Source organism: Pseudomonas sp. TWR3-1-1 (assembly GCF_049896545.1).
Classification (GTDB): domain Bacteria; phylum Pseudomonadota; class Gammaproteobacteria; order Pseudomonadales; family Pseudomonadaceae; genus Aquipseudomonas; species Aquipseudomonas weihenstephanensis.
Genome location: NZ_JAFCUO010000003.1, coordinates 181,289 through 200,478, shown reverse-complemented (window position 1 = coordinate 200,478; position 19,190 = coordinate 181,289). Strand labels below are relative to the sequence as shown.

The window sequence follows — 19,190 nt, the reverse complement described above, 5'->3', positions numbered from 1 at the left end:
GCAGACTGTTGTCCCTGAATGAATAGCGTGAGGAGAAACGTATGCTGATTCTGACTCGCCGTTGCGCAGAAAGCCTGATCATAGGCGATGGTGAAATTACTGTGACCGTGCTCGGCGTCAAAGGAAACCAAGTGCGAATCGGTGTTAATGCCCCCAAGGAAGTGGCCGTGCACCGGGAGGAAATCTACCTTCGGATCAAGAAAGAAAAGGACGAAGAACCAAGTCTTTAATTTTATTTAAGTTTTTGGTTGCATACGGGGAAAAGGCTGGTTATTATACGCCCCGTGTTGCGGAGAGGTGGCCGAGTGGCCGAAGGCGCTCCCCTGCTAAGGGAGTACATCTCAAAAGGGTGTCGGGGGTTCGAATCCCCCCTTCTCCGCCATTATTCATGTAGCACGTTCGAATCTAGCCATTTCAGTAAGTTGTTGAATTTATTGAAAAAAACACTTGGCAGAGAGATTCAACGGTCTATAATACGCAGCTTCAAATGCACTCGTAGCTCAGCTGGATAGAGTACTCGGCTACGAACCGAGCGGTCACAGGTTCGAATCCTGTCGAGTGCACCATTTAAGAGTTAGTTGCTCCGGTAGTTAACTTGGCTTCAACCAGGGTGGTCTGGTCTAAAAAACACACTTGCACTCGTAGCTCAGCTGGATAGAGTACTCGGCTACGAACCGAGCGGTCACAGGTTCGAATCCTGTCGAGTGCACCATTTAAGAGTTAGTTGCTTTGGCAGTTAACTTGGCTTCAACCAGGGTGGTCTGGTTTAACAAACACACCTTGCACTCGTAGCTCAGCTGGATAGAGTACTCGGCTACGAACCGAGCGGTCACAGGTTCGAATCCTGTCGAGTGCACCAAACACCAAGAAGCCCGCCTTTAAAGCGGGCTTTTTGCTGTCTGTGATTTGAGTGAAGTTGCGCCGACACACAGTGCGTTACTGTCATGCGCCAGACTTGTCGCCGCTTCACTGCGCCACGCAGGAATTAACTGGCGTGCAAATGGTCTATGTCAGGTGTTATGCAGAACCTGGCGCAGGTTGCGACCATTTCAGTCCTCGCAAAAATCTCAACCCTCGGCAACCGTTACGACAGGCCGTGTCGCCGCGTTAATTTTTTACACAAAGACTGTGCTCCGGGCCGATCATCTGGCGTCGCAGAGTCATCGCGTGAACAAAGTTCGGTGATGCTGCGCAAGCATTTGTTATCCCCGAGATTTTTAGCGTCATTAATTTTTTAAGCCGTGTATGATTGCGCCCGTCAGCCCCGCCGGGGCTTGTGGAATACCTCCATGGACTTACCCAGTAGTAACTCAGCATCCCGTTTTACCAATCATGAATTGACTGATTGATCCTTCCGGCGTGCCCTGCTGCTGGGAGTGGAGTTCGCCTATGACCGAAGTTGAAGTAAAAAAAACACAAGAAAGCCTGCAAAGCCGCCTCGCTCAAGTAATTGAGCTGCTGAATCGCCAGCGTGTGGTCGAAGACCTGACACATCGTCAGGAAGGCCATCACCATGATCGGGTCGAGAACCTGGTCCATCGGCAAAACCTTGTAGAACTCCAGCGCAAGCTTGAGGATCTGCACTCCGCAGACGTTGCCTACATCCTTGAAGCGTTACCCCTCGATGACCGTCTGACGGTCTGGCAGTTGGTCAAGGCCGATCGCGATGGCGACATCCTGCTCGAAGTCTCCGACTCTGTACGTGAAACCCTGATCGCCGACATGGACGATCACGAGCTCCTGGCAGCGGCCAAGGAGATGGATGCCGATGAACTCGCTGACTTGGCCCCCGAGCTGCCGCGAGACGTCGTCCATGAGCTGATGGAAACCCTCGATGGCCAGCAGCGTGAGCGTGTGCGCTCCGCGCTGTCCTATAACGAGGATCAAGTCGGTGCCTTGATGGACTTCGAGATGGTGACCATTCGTGAGGATGTCAGCCTTGAAGTCGTCCTGCGTTATCTGCGCCGCCTCAAAGAGCTGCCGGGCCATACCGACAAATTGTTCGTGGTCGATTATGACGGCGCGTTGAAAGGCGTGCTGCCGATCAAGCGTTTGCTGGTCAACGACCCTGAAAAACAAGTGTCGGAAGTCATGGCCAATGATCCGGTGAGTTTTCACCCGGATGAAGACGCTTACGATGCGGCTCAGGCATTTGAGCGTTATGACCTGATTTCGGCCCCGGTGGTCGACAAAAATGGCAAGCTCATCGGCCGTCTGACCATTGATGAAATGGTTGACTTGATCCGTGAAGAAAGCGAGACCGAAGTCCTTAACATGGCGGGTCTGCGCGAAGAAGAAGATATTTTTGCTTCAGTCTGGAAGTCCCTGCGCAACCGTTGGGCCTGGCTGGCCGTTAACTTGGTGACGGCATTTATCGCGTCGCGGGTAATCGGTTTGTTTGAAGGCTCGATTGAAAAGCTGGTAGCGCTCGCGGCCTTGATGCCAATTGTGGCCGGTATCGGCGGCAACTCCGGCAACCAGACCATCACCATGATTGTGCGGGCGATGGCGCTGGACCAGGTCAACACGGGCAGTACCTCGCGGTTGATGCGCAAGGAGCTGGCAGTTGGCTTGATCAACGGCCTGGTGTGGGGTGGGGTGATTGGCGTAGTGGCGTATTTGCTGTACGGCAGTTGGTCGCTGGGTGTAGTCATGACCGCCGCGATGACCCTTAACCTGCTATTGGCTGCCCTGATGGGCGTGTTGATTCCCATGACCCTGGCCCGCTTGGGTCGCGACCCGGCGATGGGGGCCAGCGTGATGATTACCGCCATGACCGACAGTGGCGGGTTCTTTATCTTCTTGGGGCTGGCCACGATCTTCCTGCTCTGACCCTTAACGGCTTGATCTGGCACTGTCTGATCAAGCCGTTTTTGCTTGTGATGCGTCTTCAGGCGGGCAGAGCGCCCACAAAAAAACCAGCACAAGGCTGGCTTTTTTGGGTGCTGGTTTTAACTCAAGAAGCGTCGGATGCCATTTCAACATCGTGTGCAATCAATGAAACCAAAGCGTTTTGCTGGCGATGAGACAGCTGGCGGAAGCGTTGCAACAGTTCGCGTTCATGCATGGACAGCTCGGGGCTGTCCAGGCGCAGCGCAGGCTCGTCGCCCAATGCGCCTTCCTGGATAAGGCTTTGTTCCAGGCGGGCAATGATTTCTGAGTTCATGCTGCGGTGATGATTGCGGGCCACCTCGGCAATGCGTTCGCGCATTCCGTCTGGCAGGCGCACTACGAACTTGTCAGCCGTGCGGCTGGAATAAATTGCCTGTTTCAATGGGCGCATATAGTTAACCGGTTAGTTCAGGGGAGCGGTTCTCGGAATTGGCCGCAGGATGTTTTTAAGACCGTCCTCAAAGCCAAATGTTCAACCTGAATTGCTAAGAGGCAGGGATCATGCCTCAAGTTAGCCACTTCCCTGGCGTCAATTCTGTGACAAATATTGAACCGGATACAGGCTTTTTGCCAGCAACGATTATCAGAAATGAGCACTGGGTTTGATAGCACTTTGCCCATCCGTTCATCTGAAACACATCATATAAGCTGTTTTCAGGGCTTTCATACGTTGAAAGCCAGATTCAGGCCCGCATCTGCACACAGCACTACCCAGCACATTGCGTGGTAATAGCTCAGTACCGAGAGGATCAATTCATGTCAGGCACATTGATCTATTTGATGGGGCCGTCGGGGTCGGGTAAAGACAGCCTGATCAACGCCGCGCGCCCGTATTTGGCTGAGCGCGGTTGTGACGTGATGCGGCGTGTAATAACCCGTTCGGCTGAATCCGTTGGGGAGGATGCGGTGGGCGTTTCGCCAGAGGCGTTCGAGTCGCTCAAGCACCAACGTGCTTTTGCCCTGCACTGGCAGGCCAATGGCCTTGAGTACGGCATTCCTGTGCAGCTTGATGAATGCCTTGATAGCGGGCGGCATGCGCTGGTCAATGGTTCACGCGGCTACTTACAGCAGGCGCGAGCGCGTTATCCGGATTTGCTGGCCATTGTCTTGCGGGTTGATAGCGAGGTGTTGCAACAGCGCTTGCTCAAGCGCGGCAGGGAAACGCCGTCTGAGATCAGTGCGCGACTCAAACGCAATCAATTGTTTCTGGATTCTCTGGCGACATTGAGCGCCGAACAAGTCCATGTGCTGGACAACTCAGCAGCCTTGTCCGTGGGGGTGCAGGGCTTGCTGAGCTTGATCGATAACGCCCTCGCGTATTCTGCTTCAGCGTAACAGCGGGTCAAACTTGATTCGGCGGCCGACCAGCAGGGCAATCAGCCAGGCGATAAAGAACGTTCCGGCAGCAATCAAAGGCAGATCACCCAGATCACCGGATGGCATAAAAATATCCAGGGCCAGACTGGACAGTGCCAGCATTAGAAAGCCGAATGCGAATTTGGACATGATTCTAAAAAGCTCTCTTCAAAATACCCAATGCTCGCTTTGAACCGTTTGCTGTTGCGCGGCGTGGTCAGAGGTCAGGCGGGATGCGCCGCTCTTGCCCTGAGTCATCACTGCCAGCTGTGGTAACGGCTTGAGCGGTTTATAGGTGTCAGCCAGATTCACGCCCGATTCAGCTGACGCCTGATCGGGTTGGAACTGGAAAATGACCAAAATGGCCAGCGCGAGTGCATTCAACAGGATCAAAGTGCTGTTCATGGCGGTCATCTCTGAGGGCATGGACTTAATACACTTGCCATTGCAGCCTTCGTGCCAACGCAGGATACCTGTAAAACCCTTGTAAATCAGTCAGTTGCTGATGATTTTAAGCGCTCTTGAGTTGCAAATTGCAAGGATGTGATTTGCAGGTCATGCAATATGCACGATGCTGGAGGTCGTTGAAGGGTCGTGTTGCTGCTGATGCGCTGCCGGGGGACTGAGATAGGCGTTGCAAGGCCATCCGTCACAATGGGCGCAATCTCCTTCATTGAGGCTTTGTCTAGTAAGTACTTACAGCCAAAAAGCCAACGGACGACATGACAAAACCCCGCATCGCCGTTACCATGCTCGCCGTCCTGCACGCCACGCCTTGCGTGGTGCGCGTGAATTGTCTCAGTAGCTCAATTGGATAGAGCATCCCCCTCCTAAGGGGAAGGTTGCAGGTTCGAACCCCGCCTGGGACACCATTTCACGCATCTCCCTTTACTCGCGTATTGCAATTGAGGCTCATGGCCACAATTGGGTGATGCGTCGATCCAGTTCTTCGAAATCTGCCATGCCGAGCACGCGCGTGGTGTTCAGACCCCGCAAATAGCCCTTGAGTTGATGTGCCGTGGCGCGCTGCGTTTCTACGTGTGCGTGATCGTCAAGCAGGATGTCTTTGTAGGCAATGAGGTACTCGCCCACACGATCACGGTACTCGGGGAGCACTGCGTCCAGAATCAGGTCGAAGGTGCGTTTTTTTTGCGAGCTATTCACGGTTTACTCCGGATCGATGAGTAGGTTGTTGTTTTTGTTACATCCAGATTTGAATGTAACTCACCCTTTACCTCGACGGCGACTGTGTGAAGCACTTCTTGTTTGGGGGTTGTATGGCGCTCGTGATGGACGCTTAAGGCATTGGTGAAAAGCGATAAGGCGTGAGCGCAGTCGGGTCGATGTTTTGATCGACCGTGGCTATCGCGTCTTTGAGTGGGCACAACAGGCCGACGCGGGTGGCGCGGCAGTCGTTGGCGCTTTTGAAATCGCTGCTCAGCGGTTTTGCTGTGCCCCTGAGTGGGGTCAGGTCGCGGATCTGGTCCATCGACTGCGCTTCAAAGGCGATGCGTAAAAAATAGGCGCCAGTTTTGACTTCTTTGTAGCGTTCGAACTGCAAAGTGCCGACGGGCGGGATGTTGTTGTCGATGTAATCGCCCAGTTTCCAGCTGAAACCCAGCATGGTGCGCAGGTACGAAATATTGGTGTCGTGGGCCACGAGCAGCATCAAGGGCACGTCTGGTGGGGCTCCGGTGGTGTCCTTGGGCGCCAGTGGGGTGCCTTGTTTGAGTGCCAGCGAAATCTGGTTCATCAGCTCAGAAGCGCCACGGCTGGCGATGTAGGGGATGTCGTTCAAGTAGTCGTATTTGGCCTTGGTAAGCACCATCAGGCTCGACACTTCAGCAGCCGTGCGGGCATGGCCGAATGCAACCTGCTCCAGTGGCAGGCCCTGGCTGTATTCGAGGCGAAACACTTCGCCCATGTTGGCGCCTGCGCTCAGGCCTTTGATCGAGAAACGACCTTTGTCGTTTTGCACCAGCTGCCACGGTTCGTGGCCATACGCGCAATTGACGTCGGGCAGGCAGGCGACTTCACGCAGGGTTTCTTCGAAGGGCGCGTAACGCTTCTGGGCCGCTTCGACGCTGCCGCCCAGGGCCTTGAGAATCTGTGCCTTGGCTTTTTCGGCGTCGAGGGCGGCGAAGATCATCTCGTTAGCCTGAAACAACGCGTCTTGTTTGCCCGCCACGTAGGTGGGCTGCAACCCACAGCCTGGAAACATGCCGTCGAGTAATGCCTGGGCCGTGGCTTTGGTGCGTTGCAGCGGGCTGGCGTGCACCAGCAGGTGTTTGGCATCGGGGCAGCCCTGCGCGATCAAGCCTGCGTGGCGCAATACCGCGCCGCGATAGCGGCCCATCTCCACGGCGCCGGTGTAGCCGTGGCCGGTCAGGTTGCCCAAGGGCACCAGCCACGTCGGCCATTGGCGCTGGGTGACCTTGGTCAGCAGCTTCTCATTGGACTCGGTGGGCGGGCGCACCCCATGGCGGCTGACCTGCACCACTTTGTCCAGTACATAACCATCGCTGCTGGGCGTTTGCGCGAAGGTCATCGGGCTGAGGGCGCCGGCCAGCAGCAGGCCAATGGCGCGTCGGGACACAGAAAATGCGGAGTGCTTCATCAATATTCCTTATGGCAACGCAGCGCTGGGGCAAGCCTGCGGGTTCTTCCAAGACACATTTGGCGACAGAGTCTAGTTGGCAATTGTTACGGCGAATGTGTTTTCTGCCTTCGGTGTAAGGATCACGCTGTGTTTGTGAGCATTTGTGTAGCGCTCGCTTGAAATACCGAACAGGTGGTGCGTATTTTGTACGGGTTGCCGTTCGCGGCGTGTACAACAACAAGGAAAGCGTCATGACGACCGATGGCCAGGGTTCACTCGCACAGCGACTGTCCGGCATTGATGAGATTGAGTGTGTAACGCCCGATTTGAACGGCGTTCCGCGTGGCAAGGTGATGACCGCTGAAGGGTTTCTGGAGGGGCGACGCCTGCAAATGGCCCGCGGTGTGCTGCTGCAATGCATCATGGGCGGCTACCCGGAGTCACGTTTTTATGGCAGCGATGACGGCGATCTGGCGTTGGTGCCGGACGCGGCGCACATCCATCGCCTGCCCTGGAGCCAGCAACCTCGCGCCTTGGCCATTTGTGACGCAGACGAGCTGAGCGGTGAAAGCTCGTGCCTGTCGACCCGTGGTCAGCTCAAGGCGGTGATCGCCCGCTACGCAGCTCGCGGATTGGCTCCGGTAGTGGCCACTGAGCTTGAGTTCTTTGTGTTCGCGCCCAATACCGACCCGACCCAGGCGTTCCAGCCGCCAGTAGGGTTGGACGGTCGCCGTGAAGACGGTTTTTCGGCGTTCAGCATCAGTTCCAACAATGGCCTGCGCCCCTTCTTCAGCGAAGTGTATGAATGCATGGCGGCGCTGGGTTTGCCCCGTGACACGTTCATGCATGAGATGGGCGTAAGCCAGTTCGAGATCAACCTGCTGCACGGCGACCCGCTGCTGCTGGCCGATCAGACGTTTTTGTTTAAGCACTTGCTGAAGGAGGTCGCGCTCAAGCACGGCCTGACTGTGGTGTGCATGGCCAAGCCGCTGGCGAAAACGGCGGGCAGCTCGATGCATATCCATCAAAGCGTGGTGGACCTTGGCACAGGGCGTAACGTGTTCAGCGATGAGGCGGGTCAGCCGACCGCGACCTTCCGTCACTTTATCGGCGGGCAGCAGGCGGGCATGGCAGATTTCACGGCGTTGTTTGCGCCCAACGTCAACTCCTACCAGCGGCTGTGCCACCCGTATGCGTCGCCGAACAACGCGTGCTGGTCCCTCGACAACCGGTCGGCGGGCTTGCGCATACCTGCCAGTTCACCCGTGGCGCGACGCGTCGAAAACCGTTTGCCGGGGGCCGATGCCAACCCGTATCTGGCAATTGCTGCAAGCCTGGCGGCCGGTTTGCACGGCATCGAAAACGAGCTGGAACCGACGGCTGCGATTCAGGGTGAGTTTGAAGTGCCTGAGGCATTGTCATTGCCATGTACCTTGCATGCCGCCCTTGAGCGTCTCAAGCGCAGTCACTTGGCGAGGGAACTGTTCGGCAAGGAGTTCATCGAAGGTTACATTGCGTCCAAGACGATGGAGCTGACCAGCTTCTTTGATGAAATAACACCCTGGGAACGCCGTGTGTTAGCGGCTCAGGCTTAATCGTCCAGACGGCACACAGCCTTGCGGCTTGACCGTTTGAACCTGCTGCGCTCGGCTATCGTCAGATAGCCCGACCGCCACTGCATGGAGTCGCGCAACGCCGATGCGCCAAATCTGGAAGTCTTTTAAAGCGCTGTATTTCGCCTCGCTGATGATGTTGATCGGTTCGGGCTTGTTGAGCACCTACCTTGCCCTGCGCCTTGCGGCCGACAATGTTGATGGCCTGTGGATTGGTGGCTTGATGGCGGCCAACTATTTTGGCCTGGTATTGGGCGGCAAGATTGGCCACCGCCTGATTGCGCGCGTGGGGCACATTCGTGCGTACGCCACCTGCGCCGGTATCGTTGGCGCGGCGGTGTTGTGTCACGGTTTAACCGACTGGCTGCCGATCTGGCTGCTGCTCAGGGTTATCGTGGGTTTGGGCATGATGTGCCAATACATGGTCATCGAAAGCTGGCTTAACGAGCAGGCCGACGCCAAGCAGCGCGGCGTGGTGTTCAGCCTGTATATGATTGCCTCGTATCTGGGCCTGGTGCTCGGGCAATTGATTTTGGTCATCCACCCGCAGTTGGGCCTTGAATTGCTCATGCTGGTGGCGCTGTGCTTTGCCCTGTGCCTGGTGCCCGTGGCCATGACCCGACGCATCCACCCGGCGCCGTTGCACCCCGCGCCGATGGACCCCAAGTTCTTCATCAAGCGCGTGCCACAGTCGTTGATTGCCGTGATGGGGGCCGGGCTGCTGGTGGGCTCGTTCTATGGTCTGGCGCCGCTGTATGCCACGCAGCAGGGCTTGTCCACCGAGTTGGTCGGTTTGTACATGGGTTGCTGTATTTTTGCCGGGCTGCTGGCGCAGTGGCCGTTGGGCTGGCTGTCGGATCGCTACGACCGGCCGCTGTTGATCCGTGTGTTTGCGTTCATCCTGGCGGTGGTGTCGCTGCCGCTGGCGATCATGCCAACCGTGCCGCTGGAGGTATTGTTTGTGGCGGGTTGGCTCAGTGCGCTGGTGCAGTTTTGCATCTATCCGCTGGCGGTGGCGTTTGCCAATGACCACGTAGAGGCCGAGCGGCGCGTGTCATTGACCGCCATGTTGCTGGTGACCTATGGCATTGGCGCCAGCGTCGGACCGTTGGTGGCCGGTGTGCTGATGAAGGTGTTGGGCAGTCAGATGCTCTACGCGTTTTTCAGTGTGACGGGCCTGGTGCTGGTGTGGCGCATCCGACCGAATGCGGTCACCAACTTGCACCAGGTCGACGATGCGCCGTTGCAGCACGTTGCCATGCCCGACAGCATGTCCAGCTCGCCCTTGGTGGCAGCGCTTGACCCGCGGGTGGATGAACAGGTGGTGCAGGAGCAGATGCAGGACAGTGTTGAACCAGTGGTTGAGCCTGAAGATCCTCATCCAGGCCCCCTCCCGGAAGAAGAAAGCGCCGATCTGCGTAAGGATTGAGCGGTGTGCGCTTAAACCCCTCTCTCTTTAGGAGAGGGGGGGATCACTCAATAATCGTCGTCTTTATCAAAGCGTCGCACATCACGTTGCAACTGATACACAAAGCGCTCGACCTGACGCTGCACGTTGCCGCTCATGTTGTGAAAACGCATGCCGGCAAAGGTGATGTTGAGGCGCTCTTCAAAATGCAGGTAGCGCAACTCCACAGGGGTGGCCATGGTGCCAAAGGGCAGGGCGGCCTCAAAGCGCTCGTAGACTTGCCCCAATTGCAGACGTTCACTGATGTCGCCTTCAAACCTCAGCTTGCAGCCTGTGGCGGACACATCCAGCAACTTGCCTTCGATCGCGGGTTTAATCTTGTCCCCGTCGACTTTTACGCTGACCAAGTCCGCCAGCTTGAGTGCCGCGCGGAACGCATTACGGCGCTGGTGGTAAACGATTTCGTTCGGCAAGGCGCCGTGATAACTGCGGTGACCGTCCTTGTCGTCAATGGTCAGTTGAGTGGTGCATTCCCAGGCAATGCGTACGCCATCATGGAAACCTTCAACGCGAAACGGCTCGCCAGCTTCAAGGAAACGCTCACCGTCGCGCGGGATCATTTCATCAAAGGCGAGGGTGGCGGTATCGCGATCTACGTCAATCAAATAGCTCTGAAAGCGCTGACTGCGTTCGTGAAAGGTGATGATCAGGGGGTCATGGCTCTCTTTTAGCCTCCGCAAATTGGCGGAAATTTCCAAGGCAGTGCTGATAACCTTTGGAGGCTGCGGAGCATCTTCGGCAGTGGACACGGTTCGTCAATCTCCAGACAAAATACAACAACACGCAAAAGGCGGCATTTTGCCAGTATGTTGCGTCCTTAGGATAGTGCAGGCCTGCGAGCTTAAGCCTGACTGAATGCGCGCGGTTTGTTGACCAGCGCTGTGGTGCCGCGAGCGTCATACAAAGTATGGGCTTCGCCGCCGTGCAGGATGCGCTGTTGATTGGCAGTAATGAGCTGTTGCGTCTGGATGGCTTGGCCATTGACGGCATTGGCAGCTTGGCACTCAGCCAGCAACTGATTCAGTGCAGCGCTTTGGGCCAGCAGTTGCGGGCCAACATCGGAGTGGCTGGCCAATTGTTCAAGACCGCTGTGGTTGGCTGTCAAACCGAGGCTGACCAGCAGTTCGCTGCGTTTGCGCCCATGCTGGTCGAGCAGAATGATGAGCGACTGCTTGTGTGCCAGGATCTTTTCGAGCACCAGCATATCGCGCCCTTGCAGGGCGACCGTTTCGTCTTGCAGCAGGCTGAGCAGCGTCTGGGCCGGGCCGAAGTCGTCGTTGATCAGTTGCAGTAAAGTCGTGTCGTGCATGGCTGGCTCTGGAATTTAAGCGTCCAAAAGCCTGGCGCTTGCCGCGAAGGCTAGCGCTGGGCTTCCAAGTTAAGCAATTTGCTGGCGACCCGATTGCTGTCGACGGTATAGCTACCATCGGCAATGGCCTGTTTCAACTCAGCCACACGGCTTTTGTCGACAACCGGTTGGTCACGCAGCGAATCGCTGATTTTTTGCAACTGTTGTGCCTCGTGGCTCAGGTGCACAGATTCCCCGCTCGGGGCGTTGGCATCAGCGCGCTCGGCGTTAACAGGGGCCGCTTGCGTGGCGCTACCTGCTTCCTGAGTGGCGTTGCTGCGCGTACTGGCGGTTAAAGGCGCGGCGCTGTTTAGGCGACTGAAGTCGATGACCATGTTGGAAAACCTCTGGGTATTTGGACGCTTGCCATGTTTTCGGCCATACCCGAGAAAACTTTAGGCTCGATTAATCATAGGTCGACGCGAATCAGTACTGATCTGCGTCAAGCGACAGTGTAGGAAAGTTGAGGTACGTATGCCAACTGTCCTACAAAGCTACCTCGACTTGCCCTGGCCCGGTAATGCGCGCTTTGATCACCCGTTTGGAGTTCAGGTTCTTGACCCGAACCTGCTCACTGAGGCCGCCGTCGGACAGCGCTTCGCCGGGCATTCTGACGGTCAGTGTGCCGCTGCGGGCGTTGATCACCACCTGATCGCCCTTGCGTACCACGGCGGCCTGCTCCAGATGCGTCAATGTCAGCACTTGGTCGGTGACCATTGGTCGCAGAAGTTTCTGGCCAACGGCCAGTTCCACAGCCGTCATGTAGCCCTGATTGATCAGGCTGATGTCCCGCTCGCGCAGGACTACGTCGTCATAGTCGATCACCATGCCGCGCTTGAGCGGGTGGGTAACGGTCACCACCTCGCGGAACAACTTGACCTGCGCCGGTACGAAGATCGTCCAGGGCGAGCTACCCTCACAGCGTACGCGCACGGTGACGCGGCCCATGGGTTGGGCCGGGCTTTCAAGGGTGGCTGTCAATTCCTTGTCGCATTGGGCCAGACGCAGGCGGGGGTCCAGGTTGTTCACCTGAATCTCGTAGCGGCCTTCTATATGACCCGTGGCGAGGTAGTCTTCGACGGTGAATTCAAGAAAGCCTTGGGTCACGCCGATAAGCTGAGTAGGAGATGTAAATCCATCAGCGTAGGACTGTGCTCCAGCGCTTATCAGGCACCCGGCCGCAAGGAAGCTTAAAAAGCGGCGGCGCAGCGTCTGAGGAATCGGCCAGTGGCGAGAAATTGTCGTTTTTGCATTCATGGCGGATAAATAGCAAAGCCCGTGCCGTTTACCGGGCTATGTGCGTCGCAACTTAAAGTTTTTGAGGGGAACCGAGTATGGCTGGGGTGATGGATGCGGTTAACCAGCGCACTCAACTGGTGGGGCAAAACCGCCTGGAGCTGTTGTTGTTTCGCCTGGACGGGCAGCAGCTGTACGGGATTAACGTGTTCAAAGTCCGCGAGGTGCTGCAATGCCCCAAGCTGACAGTGATGCCAAAATCCCACCCGGTGGTCTGCGGTGTGGCGAGTATTCGGGGGGCGACCATTCCGATTCTCGACTTGGCGATGGCCACCGGCGCAGGCGCTTTGAAAGATCAAAGCAGCCCGTTTGTGATCATTACCGAGTACAACACTAAAACGCAGGGTTTCCTGGTGCGTTCGGTTGAGCGCATCGTCAACATGAACTGGGAGGAGATTCATCCGCCACCCAAGGGCACCGGGCGTGATCACTACCTGACGGCGGTGACGCGGCTGGATGACCAGTTGGTCGAAATCATCGACGTTGAAAAAATCCTGTCTGAAGTTTCGCCTTCATCCGAAAGCATTTCGCACGGCGTAGTTGACGTTGAAACCCAGAGCAAAGCCGTGTCGTTGCGGGTGCTGACGGTGGATGACTCCTCAGTGGCGCGCAAGCAGGTGACACGTTGCCTGCAAACGGTCGGCGTTGAAGTGGTGTCGCTCAATGACGGCCGTCAGGCGCTGCAATACCTGAAGAACATGGTGGACGAAGGCAAAGACCCGTCAGAAGAGTTTCTGATGATGATCTCGGACATCGAGATGCCGGAAATGGACGGTTACACCCTGACGTCAGAAATCCGCAGCGATCCGCGCATGCAAAAGTTGCACATCATTCTGCATACTTCGTTGTCCGGGGTATTCAATCAGGCGATGGTCAAAAAAGTCGGCGCCAATGACTTTTTGGCAAAATTCCGCCCTGATGACCTGGCATCCCGGGTAGTTGACCGGATCAAAGAAGCAGACCACAGCTAGGGGCTTGGCCCTTGGCGGTTAACACGATTGATAGAGGCAGGATCATTTGTCTACGGGTAATTTGGATTTTGAGCAGTTCCGGGTTTTCCTGGAAAAAGCCTGTGGCATTTTGCTAGGTGAGAACAAGCAGTACCTTGTTTCCAGCCGTCTCAACAAGCTGATGGAACAGCAAGGTATCAAGTCGTTGGGTGAGCTGATTCAGCGCATCCAGAGCCAGCCCCGCAGCGGGTTGCGCGAGCAGGTGGTCGATGCAATGACCACCAACGAAACCCTGTGGTTTCGCGATACCTACCCCTTTGAAGTGCTGAAGAACAAAGTCCTGCCTGAGCTGACCAAGGCTAATCCGGGTCAACGTTTACGTATCTGGTCGGCGGCGTGCTCTTCGGGGCAAGAGCCGTTTTCGCTGTCAATGGCCATTGATGAATACGAGCGCACCAACCTTGGGCAATTGAAGGCGGGCGTGCAGATTGTGGCCACCGACCTGTCCAGCTTGATGCTTAACACCTGCAAAACGGGCGAGTACGACAGCCTCGCGATTGGCCGTGGTTTGTCCCAGGAGCGCTTGCAACGCTACTTCGATCCGAAAGGGCCGGGGCGTTGGGTGATCAAGGCGCCGATCAAAAATCGCGTCGAGTTTCGCTCCTTCAACCTGCTGGACAGCTACGCCGGGTTGGGCAAGTTCGACATGGTGTTCTGCCGCAACGTGCTGATCTACTTCTCGGCGGAGGTCAAAAAAGACATCTTGCTGCGTATTCACAGCACGTTGAAGCCGGGGGGGTATCTGTTCCTGGGTGCATCCGAGGCATTGAACGGCTTGCCGGATCACTACCAGATGGTCCAGTGCAGTCCGGGCATCATCTATCAGGCCAAGTAAGTCGGTCTGCGCGTCATCACAACGGGAGCCCGCAAGGCTCCCGTTTTTTTTGCGCTGTAGGGACTGCCCAGGTACGAGGCCGCGATCAAGCGCGAAGCGCTTGCAAACCTGAGCACCGTGGCGTGTCTGAAGAACCAGATTGACGGGTTTTACGGCGACCTTGCCGCCGGACGCAGCCTGCGGCAGCGCCTACGCGGTTCTGCATTTGCGCTCTTGAGCGGTTATTGAGGAACAAAGCGGCAGAAAAGCGGCAGTCGGCGGTCAGTCATTGCCGCTTTTCTGGCATTGGCGCAGCTCATTCCCGCGCAAAGCCTTGAAATATGGGGGTGTGAAAACTGGCACGGCGTTTGCTCTATCCACTGCATGTAAGACCTGAACCACATTCTCAGGTCAGCCCACAAAGGTTTTCCGACATGAGCATCAGCTTCGATAAAGCGCTCGGTATCCATGAGCAAGCCCTTGGCTTTCGCGCACAGCGCGCCGAAGTCCTGGCGAACAACATCGCCAACGCCGATACCCCGAACTACAAGGCTCGGGACTTGGATTTTGCCTCTGTGCTTGCCGCACAGAGTGACAAAAACAAGAACGGCAGCTTTGCCTTGAACATGACCAACAGCCGCCATATCGAAGCTCAGGGCCTGAGCAGTGGCGAGGAGTCATTGTTGTACCGCACGCCCATGCAGCCCTCTATCGACCAGAACACGGTGGATGCTCAGCTCGAACAATCGAACTACGCAGAGAATGCGGTCAACTTCCAGGCCAGCTTCACGCTGCTCAACAGCAAATTCAAAGGGCTGGTATCAGCCCTGCGCGGAGAGTAATCCATGTCTCTAGCCAGTGTTTTCAATATTGCCGGTAGCGGCATGAGTGCTCAGACCACTCGACTGAACACCGTCGCCAGTAACATCGCCAACGCCGAGACCGTTTCGTCGAGCATCGACCAAACCTACCGCGCCCGTCACCCAGTGTTCGCCACCATGTTTCAGGGCGCGCAAAGCGGTAACGGCGGTTCGCTGTTCCAGAATCAGGACGCAGCCGGGCAGGGCGTACAAGTGCTGGGCGTGGTCGAAGACCAAAGCAACCTCGACGCCCGCTACGAGCCGAACCATCCTTCTGCCGACGCCAAAGGGTATGTGTACTACCCCAACGTCAACGTGGTTGAAGAAATGGCTGACATGATTTCCGCCAGTCGTTCGTTCCAGACCAACGCCGAAATGATGAACACCGCCAAAACCATGATGCAGAAGGTCCTGACCCTGGGTCAGTGATAAGGAACGACGCAAATGAGTGTGACCGATTCCGTCAGCAACAAAACCCTCAATCAGGTGCTGGCCAACTCTGCCCAGGCCAAAGCCACGGACACCAGTCTGGCGGCGGCGTCCAAGGCGGTTGCAGGCAATGATAAAGCCCTGGGCAAGGATGCGTTCTTGCAATTGCTGGTCACCCAGCTGAAAAACCAGAACCCGCTGGACCCGCAAGACAACACCGCGTTCGTCGCGCAGTTGGCGCAGTTCAGCAGCCTGGAAGGCATCACCACTCTCAATGACTCGGTGAACTCCATCACCGGCGGCTTGCAGTCCTCGCAAGCCTTGCAGGCGTCGTCGCTGGTGGGCCGTTCGGTGATCGTGCAAACCGGTGAAGCGTTGGTCGATACCGCCAGCGAAAAACCGTTCAACGGCACGGTCGTGGTGAAAGAGGCGGACACCAAGCCGACTATCACCATCACCGATGCAGACGGCGAACTGGTCAGAACCATCCAGATGCCTGCACAGAAAGCCGGCAATGTCGACTTCACCTGGGACGGCAAAAATGATGACGGTGAGCTGATGCCTAAAGGCAATTACACCTTCACCGCATCGTCTAAAACCGACACCACCACCACGGCGCTCACCACCTACCTGCCTGCCACAGTCAACAGCGTGACACTGAGCAAAACCGGCGGTGAAATCATGCTCAATCTCGCAGGCCTGGGCAGCATTGGCATGTCCAAAGTCCAGACCATTGGCCTCTAAGCCGACCCATACGCCTCAAGGAGTGAAACATGTCTTTTAATATCGGCCTTAGCGGCCTCTATGCGGCCAACAAACAACTCGACGTTACCGGCAACAACATTGCCAACGTTGCCACCAGCGGTTTCAAAGCATCGCGCGCCGAGTTCTCGGATATTTACTCGGCGAGCAAGCTGGGCGTCGGCAGCAAGACCATCGGCAGCGGTGTGAACCTGGCCAACGTCTCGCAGAACTTTGCCCAAGGTTCGATCAACAACACCGGCAACCTGCTGGACATGGGCATTCAGGGCAGCGGCTTTTTCGTGCTGAGCGAAAACGGCTCGCTGAGCTACACCCGTGCCGGTACGTTCAAGGCCGATAAAGATGGCTTCGTCACCAGCACTGATGGCAGCGCGCGGTTGCAGGGTTACGGCGTTGACGCCAACGGCAAAATCATCAATGGCGTGCTGACGGACCTGCGTATCGACACCTCGAACCTGGCGCCCAAGGCGAGCGGCTCGGTGGACTCGACCATCAACCTGAACTCGACCAGCGATGTGATCGACCAGGTGAAAAACCCGTTCGACCCTTCAAAGCTTGAAACCTACAGCAAAAAATTCAGCACCACTGTTTACGATACCCAGGGCAACCCGCACCCGATGGATCAGTACATGGTGAAAACCGATTCCAACACCTGGAAAACCTACACCCTGATCGATGGCCGCAACCCGGACGGCAGCCCGGTCACGGGTAAAGATGCCGAGGCCCCGGTCGCCTCGACCATGGTCTTCGACTCGGCAGGCGCGCTGACTAGCGTCACCACACCCGACCCGGACCCGACCAAGCCAGACATCATCAGCAGCACCCTGACGGTGGGTAACTGGATGCCAGGTGCCGAGGTTAACGGTAAGTGGGTGTCCAACGGTGCCGCTTCCAAAGATGGCGGTATTGCCATCAACATGGCCAAAACCACCCAGTACAACACCGATACCTCGCGTAACCCGCCGACCCAGGACGGTTATGCCACTGGCCAGATCACCAACCTGACCATCGACGGTTCGGGCGTGATGTTTGCCAACTTCAGCAACAACCAGAGCCGTGCCATTGGCCAGATCTCGCTCGCCAGCTTCACCAACGAGCAAGGTTTGCAGCCTATCGGCGGTACAGCCTGGAAAGAAACCTTCGCCTCGGGTCAGGCCGGTTACGATGCACCGCAAATTGGCAGCCTGGGCGCCATCAAGTCCAACTCGCTGGAAGACTCCAACGTCAACCTGACCAACGAGCTGGTTGACCTGATCAAAGCGCAGAGTAACTACCAGGCCAACGCCAAAACCATCTCCACCCAGAGCACCATCATGCAGACCATCATTCAGATGACCTGATGCCCTGGCGCTCCACACAAAACCCCTCAAAAGAGGGGTTTTTTTGTGTGTCTTAAATACACATGCTGTCCCGTCGCGACTGTTCAAAAACTGACATGGTTGGAATAGGAACCCCCGCGTAACTGCTCGCCACTGATTGAGTTGGAGCCTGATGGCTCACCAATCTAGGGAGGGCAGGATATGAATGTTTCTGGAATACACAGGCCGAGTGCCGGGTACGCTGCGGATTACCCGAGGGCAGATCTGGCAGTCAAGTCAGACCCGGTGGAGCCTGAGGCCAATGCCGCTTCAGTGAAAAAGTTGCTCGACGAGTTGTTTGAGGTCACCAACACGCCCAAAGATCACAAGGTTAAAGAGCTGACGGAGAAACTGGAGGCGCTTCGAACAAGGCTCGGGGATGAAAAATTTAAAGAAATCCTTGATCTGTTGCGCCAGCAAGCAGAAGCCTCGGCAGAGTTTCTGGAGTTTCTACGCAAATTGACCAAGTCCATGTTTGGGGATGACTATGTCCCGTCGCCAGGCCCAAGTCCAAGTCCAAGTCCAAGTCCAAGCCCAAGCCCAGGCCCAAGCCCAGGTCCAAGCCCAGGTCCAAGCCCAGGTCCAAGCCCAGGTCCAGGCCCAGGCATTAACCCGTCTCCGATAGGTCCGGGCGACAGGATGAGCAATAAGCCGACCACTTCGGGCGCCCAGTTCTTCAACTACAAGCCGGATCGCAGCGATCCAGGAAAGCAGCCGACCAATATCTGGAGTGGGTTCAGCCAAGGTCCGGACGGTAACTGCGTCACGGTTTCTGCTATCAAGGTAGCCATGATGGCGGCCGGGCAGAAGCCCACGGATATTTTTAGCGCTGTGAAAGAAACCGCGAATGGTTTCGATGTGACCATGCGCGATGGATTCAGGCTGCAATTGAGCAAGGATGAGTTGAGGGTGGCTGCCAGAGAGGCTCGCTTCAAGGGGGATGATCCGAAGATGATTACGGATGCGAATTTCCTGTATGCCGCCAGCGTCAAGCGTGCGCAAATTGAGGGTAATGACGGCAAGCGCAATATGACATTCGAGGGGGCGGCCGCCAGCCTTAATGACGGTGAACATGGCGATGAGGGGCTACAGCGTCTTGGGTTGAAGAACTACACCCGCAGAACCTCAGCCTCGGATTTGGCGGGTGGGCAGTTGGGCTTCGTCAATCGCGATGGCCATTCAATGGCGGTGATTGGTGGACTGGAAGAGCGGTGGGGCACACGGGGCGGGAGGCCACCTTCGCATAGCGATGCTTATGCTCTGGATATAGCGAGTTTGCGCCGTGACACGCTTAAGGTCGCCTGATTCGCGGTATTTTTTGAGGTAAAAGAAAACCCCCGACAAGCCAGAGGCTTGTCGGGGGTTTTATGTAAGCGCCGTGAGGC

General features: G+C 56.5%; 21 protein-coding genes and 5 tRNA genes. 17 read left to right on the top strand and 9 right to left on the bottom strand.

Features of this window, described 5'->3' with window-relative positions; translation table 11 throughout:
* The first annotated feature begins 41 nt into the window (after positions 1–41).
* The 6 genes from csrA to mgtE all read left to right on the top strand — a co-directional run bounded on the left by csrA (position 42) and on the right by mgtE (position 2,832).
* Positions 42–230, top strand: a complete 189-nt coding sequence (gene csrA / locus ACP7A4_RS09585) for a carbon storage regulator CsrA (protein WP_003175645.1) — start codon at positions 42–44, stop codon at positions 228–230.
* A 61-nt stretch (positions 231–291) separates the two neighbouring features.
* A tRNA-Ser gene (locus ACP7A4_RS09580) sits at positions 292–382 on the top strand.
* A gap of 107 nt (positions 383–489) precedes the next feature.
* Positions 490–566: transfer RNA gene (locus tag ACP7A4_RS09575), tRNA-Arg, on the top strand.
* A gap of 69 nt (positions 567–635) precedes the next feature.
* Positions 636–712: transfer RNA gene (locus ACP7A4_RS09570), tRNA-Arg, on the top strand.
* 70 nt (positions 713–782) lie between these two features.
* Positions 783–859, top strand: a tRNA-Arg gene (locus ACP7A4_RS09565).
* A 530-nt stretch (positions 860–1,389) separates the two neighbouring features.
* A complete protein-coding gene (gene mgtE / locus ACP7A4_RS09560; RefSeq protein ID WP_059763200.1) occupies positions 1,390–2,832 on the top strand; it encodes a magnesium transporter in 1,443 nt (480 codons plus the stop codon).
* Positions 2,833–2,956: 124 nt separating this feature from the next.
* On the opposite strand, the gene ACP7A4_RS09555 is transcribed toward mgtE, so the two are convergent.
* Positions 2,957–3,283: an Arc family DNA-binding protein gene (locus ACP7A4_RS09555; RefSeq protein WP_047276944.1), complete on the bottom strand. Its 327-nt coding sequence runs from the start codon at positions 3,281–3,283 to the stop codon at positions 2,957–2,959.
* A 365-nt stretch (positions 3,284–3,648) separates the two neighbouring features.
* Here ACP7A4_RS09555 and phnN point away from each other — a divergent pair, with 365 nt between their 5' ends.
* Positions 3,649–4,227: a phosphonate metabolism protein/1,5-bisphosphokinase (PRPP-forming) PhnN gene (phnN, locus tag ACP7A4_RS09550; RefSeq protein ID WP_059763199.1), complete on the top strand. Its 579-nt coding sequence runs from the start codon at positions 3,649–3,651 to the stop codon at positions 4,225–4,227.
* Here phnN and ACP7A4_RS09545 read toward each other — a convergent pair.
* Entirely contained in the window at positions 4,219–4,398 is a 180-nt protein-coding gene (locus ACP7A4_RS09545; protein WP_059763198.1) for a PA3371 family protein, read from the bottom strand. The genes phnN and ACP7A4_RS09545 overlap by 9 nt on opposite strands.
* A gap of 18 nt (positions 4,399–4,416) precedes the next feature.
* Positions 4,417–4,653, bottom strand: a complete 237-nt coding sequence (locus ACP7A4_RS09540) for a hypothetical protein (RefSeq protein ID WP_059763218.1) — start codon at positions 4,651–4,653, stop codon at positions 4,417–4,419.
* A gap of 390 nt (positions 4,654–5,043) precedes the next feature.
* Here ACP7A4_RS09540 and ACP7A4_RS09535 point away from each other — a divergent pair.
* Positions 5,044–5,120, top strand: a tRNA-Arg gene (locus tag ACP7A4_RS09535).
* A 40-nt stretch (positions 5,121–5,160) separates the two neighbouring features.
* Here ACP7A4_RS09535 and ACP7A4_RS09530 read toward each other — a convergent pair.
* Both ACP7A4_RS09530 and ACP7A4_RS09525 read right to left on the bottom strand, forming a co-directional pair.
* The gene (locus ACP7A4_RS09530) at positions 5,161–5,412 is read right to left on the bottom strand and encodes a hypothetical protein (protein WP_059763197.1); all 252 of its coding nucleotides are present in this window, start codon (positions 5,410–5,412) and stop codon (positions 5,161–5,163) included.
* Positions 5,413–5,545: 133 nt separating this feature from the next.
* Complete coding sequence (locus ACP7A4_RS09525) at positions 5,546–6,865, bottom strand: histidine-type phosphatase (RefSeq protein ID WP_426246547.1); 1,320 nt, start codon at positions 6,863–6,865, stop codon at positions 5,546–5,548.
* 335 nt (positions 6,866–7,200) lie between these two features.
* Here ACP7A4_RS09525 and ACP7A4_RS09520 point away from each other — a divergent pair, with 335 nt between their 5' ends.
* On the top strand, positions 7,201–8,442 hold the full coding sequence (locus ACP7A4_RS09520) for a glutamine synthetase family protein (RefSeq protein WP_203303343.1): 1,242 nt from the start codon (positions 7,201–7,203) through the stop codon (positions 8,440–8,442).
* Between the two features lie 103 nt (positions 8,443–8,545).
* Positions 8,546–9,889, top strand: a complete 1,344-nt coding sequence (locus ACP7A4_RS09515) for an MFS transporter (protein WP_059763194.1) — start codon at positions 8,546–8,548, stop codon at positions 9,887–9,889.
* A gap of 47 nt (positions 9,890–9,936) precedes the next feature.
* Here ACP7A4_RS09515 and ACP7A4_RS09510 read toward each other — a convergent pair whose 3' ends face one another.
* From ACP7A4_RS09510 to flgA, 4 genes are all read right to left on the bottom strand, one after another.
* Complete coding sequence (locus ACP7A4_RS09510; RefSeq protein ID WP_203303279.1) at positions 9,937–10,677, bottom strand: flagellar brake protein; 741 nt, start codon at positions 10,675–10,677, stop codon at positions 9,937–9,939.
* 92 nt (positions 10,678–10,769) lie between these two features.
* Positions 10,770–11,237 (bottom strand): flagella synthesis protein FlgN, encoded by a 468-nt coding sequence (locus ACP7A4_RS09505; protein WP_059763192.1) that lies wholly within the window; start codon positions 11,235–11,237, stop codon positions 10,770–10,772.
* Between the two features lie 50 nt (positions 11,238–11,287).
* On the bottom strand, positions 11,288–11,611 hold the full coding sequence (flgM, locus tag ACP7A4_RS09500; RefSeq protein ID WP_059763191.1) for a flagellar biosynthesis anti-sigma factor FlgM: 324 nt from the start codon (positions 11,609–11,611) through the stop codon (positions 11,288–11,290).
* A gap of 151 nt (positions 11,612–11,762) precedes the next feature.
* A complete protein-coding gene (gene flgA / locus ACP7A4_RS09495; RefSeq protein ID WP_048363515.1) occupies positions 11,763–12,533 on the bottom strand; it encodes a flagellar basal body P-ring formation chaperone FlgA in 771 nt (256 codons plus the stop codon).
* 77 nt (positions 12,534–12,610) lie between these two features.
* On the opposite strand from flgA, the gene ACP7A4_RS09490 reads away from it, so the two are divergent.
* From ACP7A4_RS09490 to ACP7A4_RS09460, 7 genes are all read left to right on the top strand, one after another.
* The gene (locus ACP7A4_RS09490) at positions 12,611–13,543 is read left to right on the top strand and encodes a chemotaxis protein CheV (RefSeq protein ID WP_048363516.1); all 933 of its coding nucleotides are present in this window, start codon (positions 12,611–12,613) and stop codon (positions 13,541–13,543) included.
* Positions 13,544–13,589: 46 nt separating this feature from the next.
* Positions 13,590–14,417, top strand: a complete 828-nt coding sequence (cheR, locus tag ACP7A4_RS09485; RefSeq protein ID WP_048363517.1) for a protein-glutamate O-methyltransferase CheR — start codon at positions 13,590–13,592, stop codon at positions 14,415–14,417.
* A gap of 413 nt (positions 14,418–14,830) precedes the next feature.
* Positions 14,831–15,238, top strand: coding sequence for a flagellar basal body rod protein FlgB (flgB, locus tag ACP7A4_RS09480; RefSeq protein ID WP_059763189.1), 408 nt, complete (start codon positions 14,831–14,833; stop codon positions 15,236–15,238).
* A 3-nt stretch (positions 15,239–15,241) separates the two neighbouring features.
* Positions 15,242–15,685, top strand: coding sequence for a flagellar basal body rod protein FlgC (flgC, locus tag ACP7A4_RS09475; RefSeq protein WP_048363519.1), 444 nt, complete (start codon positions 15,242–15,244; stop codon positions 15,683–15,685).
* A 15-nt stretch (positions 15,686–15,700) separates the two neighbouring features.
* On the top strand, positions 15,701–16,429 hold the full coding sequence (gene flgD / locus ACP7A4_RS09470; protein WP_059763188.1) for a flagellar hook assembly protein FlgD: 729 nt from the start codon (positions 15,701–15,703) through the stop codon (positions 16,427–16,429).
* 29 nt (positions 16,430–16,458) lie between these two features.
* Positions 16,459–17,787: a flagellar hook protein FlgE gene (gene flgE, locus ACP7A4_RS09465; protein WP_059763187.1), complete on the top strand. Its 1,329-nt coding sequence runs from the start codon at positions 16,459–16,461 to the stop codon at positions 17,785–17,787.
* Between the two features lie 180 nt (positions 17,788–17,967).
* Entirely contained in the window at positions 17,968–19,110 is a 1,143-nt protein-coding gene (locus ACP7A4_RS09460) for a hypothetical protein (protein WP_426246541.1), read from the top strand.
* Positions 19,111–19,190 lie beyond the last annotated feature (80 nt).

What these genes read in the sequence shown, in the direction of transcription:
- csrA (WP_003175645.1), top strand. Translation starts at nt 42, where the DNA reads ATGCTGATTCTGACTCGCCGTTGCGCAGAAAGCCTGATCATAGGCGAT.
- mgtE (WP_059763200.1), top strand. Translation starts at nt 1,390, where the DNA reads ATGACCGAAGTTGAAGTAAAAAAAACACAAGAAAGCCTGCAAAGCCGC.
- ACP7A4_RS09555 (WP_047276944.1), bottom strand. Translation starts at nt 3,283, where the DNA reads ATGCGCCCATTGAAACAGGCAATTTATTCCAGCCGCACGGCTGACAAG.
- phnN (WP_059763199.1), top strand. Translation starts at nt 3,649, where the DNA reads ATGTCAGGCACATTGATCTATTTGATGGGGCCGTCGGGGTCGGGTAAA.
- ACP7A4_RS09545 (WP_059763198.1), bottom strand. Translation starts at nt 4,398, where the DNA reads ATGTCCAAATTCGCATTCGGCTTTCTAATGCTGGCACTGTCCAGTCTG.
- ACP7A4_RS09540 (WP_059763218.1), bottom strand. Translation starts at nt 4,653, where the DNA reads ATGAACAGCACTTTGATCCTGTTGAATGCACTCGCGCTGGCCATTTTG.
- ACP7A4_RS09525 (WP_426246547.1), bottom strand. Translation starts at nt 6,865, where the DNA reads ATGAAGCACTCCGCATTTTCTGTGTCCCGACGCGCCATTGGCCTGCTG.
- ACP7A4_RS09520 (WP_203303343.1), top strand. Translation starts at nt 7,201, where the DNA reads ATGACCGCTGAAGGGTTTCTGGAGGGGCGACGCCTGCAAATGGCCCGC.
- ACP7A4_RS09515 (WP_059763194.1), top strand. Translation starts at nt 8,546, where the DNA reads ATGCGCCAAATCTGGAAGTCTTTTAAAGCGCTGTATTTCGCCTCGCTG.
- ACP7A4_RS09505 (WP_059763192.1), bottom strand. Translation starts at nt 11,237, where the DNA reads ATGCACGACACGACTTTACTGCAACTGATCAACGACGACTTCGGCCCG.
- flgM (WP_059763191.1), bottom strand. Translation starts at nt 11,611, where the DNA reads ATGGTCATCGACTTCAGTCGCCTAAACAGCGCCGCGCCTTTAACCGCC.
- flgA (WP_048363515.1), bottom strand. Translation starts at nt 12,533, where the DNA reads ATGAATGCAAAAACGACAATTTCTCGCCACTGGCCGATTCCTCAGACG.
- ACP7A4_RS09490 (WP_048363516.1), top strand. Translation starts at nt 12,611, where the DNA reads ATGGCTGGGGTGATGGATGCGGTTAACCAGCGCACTCAACTGGTGGGG.
- flgB (WP_059763189.1), top strand. Translation starts at nt 14,831, where the DNA reads ATGAGCATCAGCTTCGATAAAGCGCTCGGTATCCATGAGCAAGCCCTT.
- flgC (WP_048363519.1), top strand. Translation starts at nt 15,242, where the DNA reads ATGTCTCTAGCCAGTGTTTTCAATATTGCCGGTAGCGGCATGAGTGCT.
- flgD (WP_059763188.1), top strand. Translation starts at nt 15,701, where the DNA reads ATGAGTGTGACCGATTCCGTCAGCAACAAAACCCTCAATCAGGTGCTG.
- flgE (WP_059763187.1), top strand. Translation starts at nt 16,459, where the DNA reads ATGTCTTTTAATATCGGCCTTAGCGGCCTCTATGCGGCCAACAAACAA.
- ACP7A4_RS09460 (WP_426246541.1), top strand. Translation starts at nt 17,968, where the DNA reads ATGAATGTTTCTGGAATACACAGGCCGAGTGCCGGGTACGCTGCGGAT.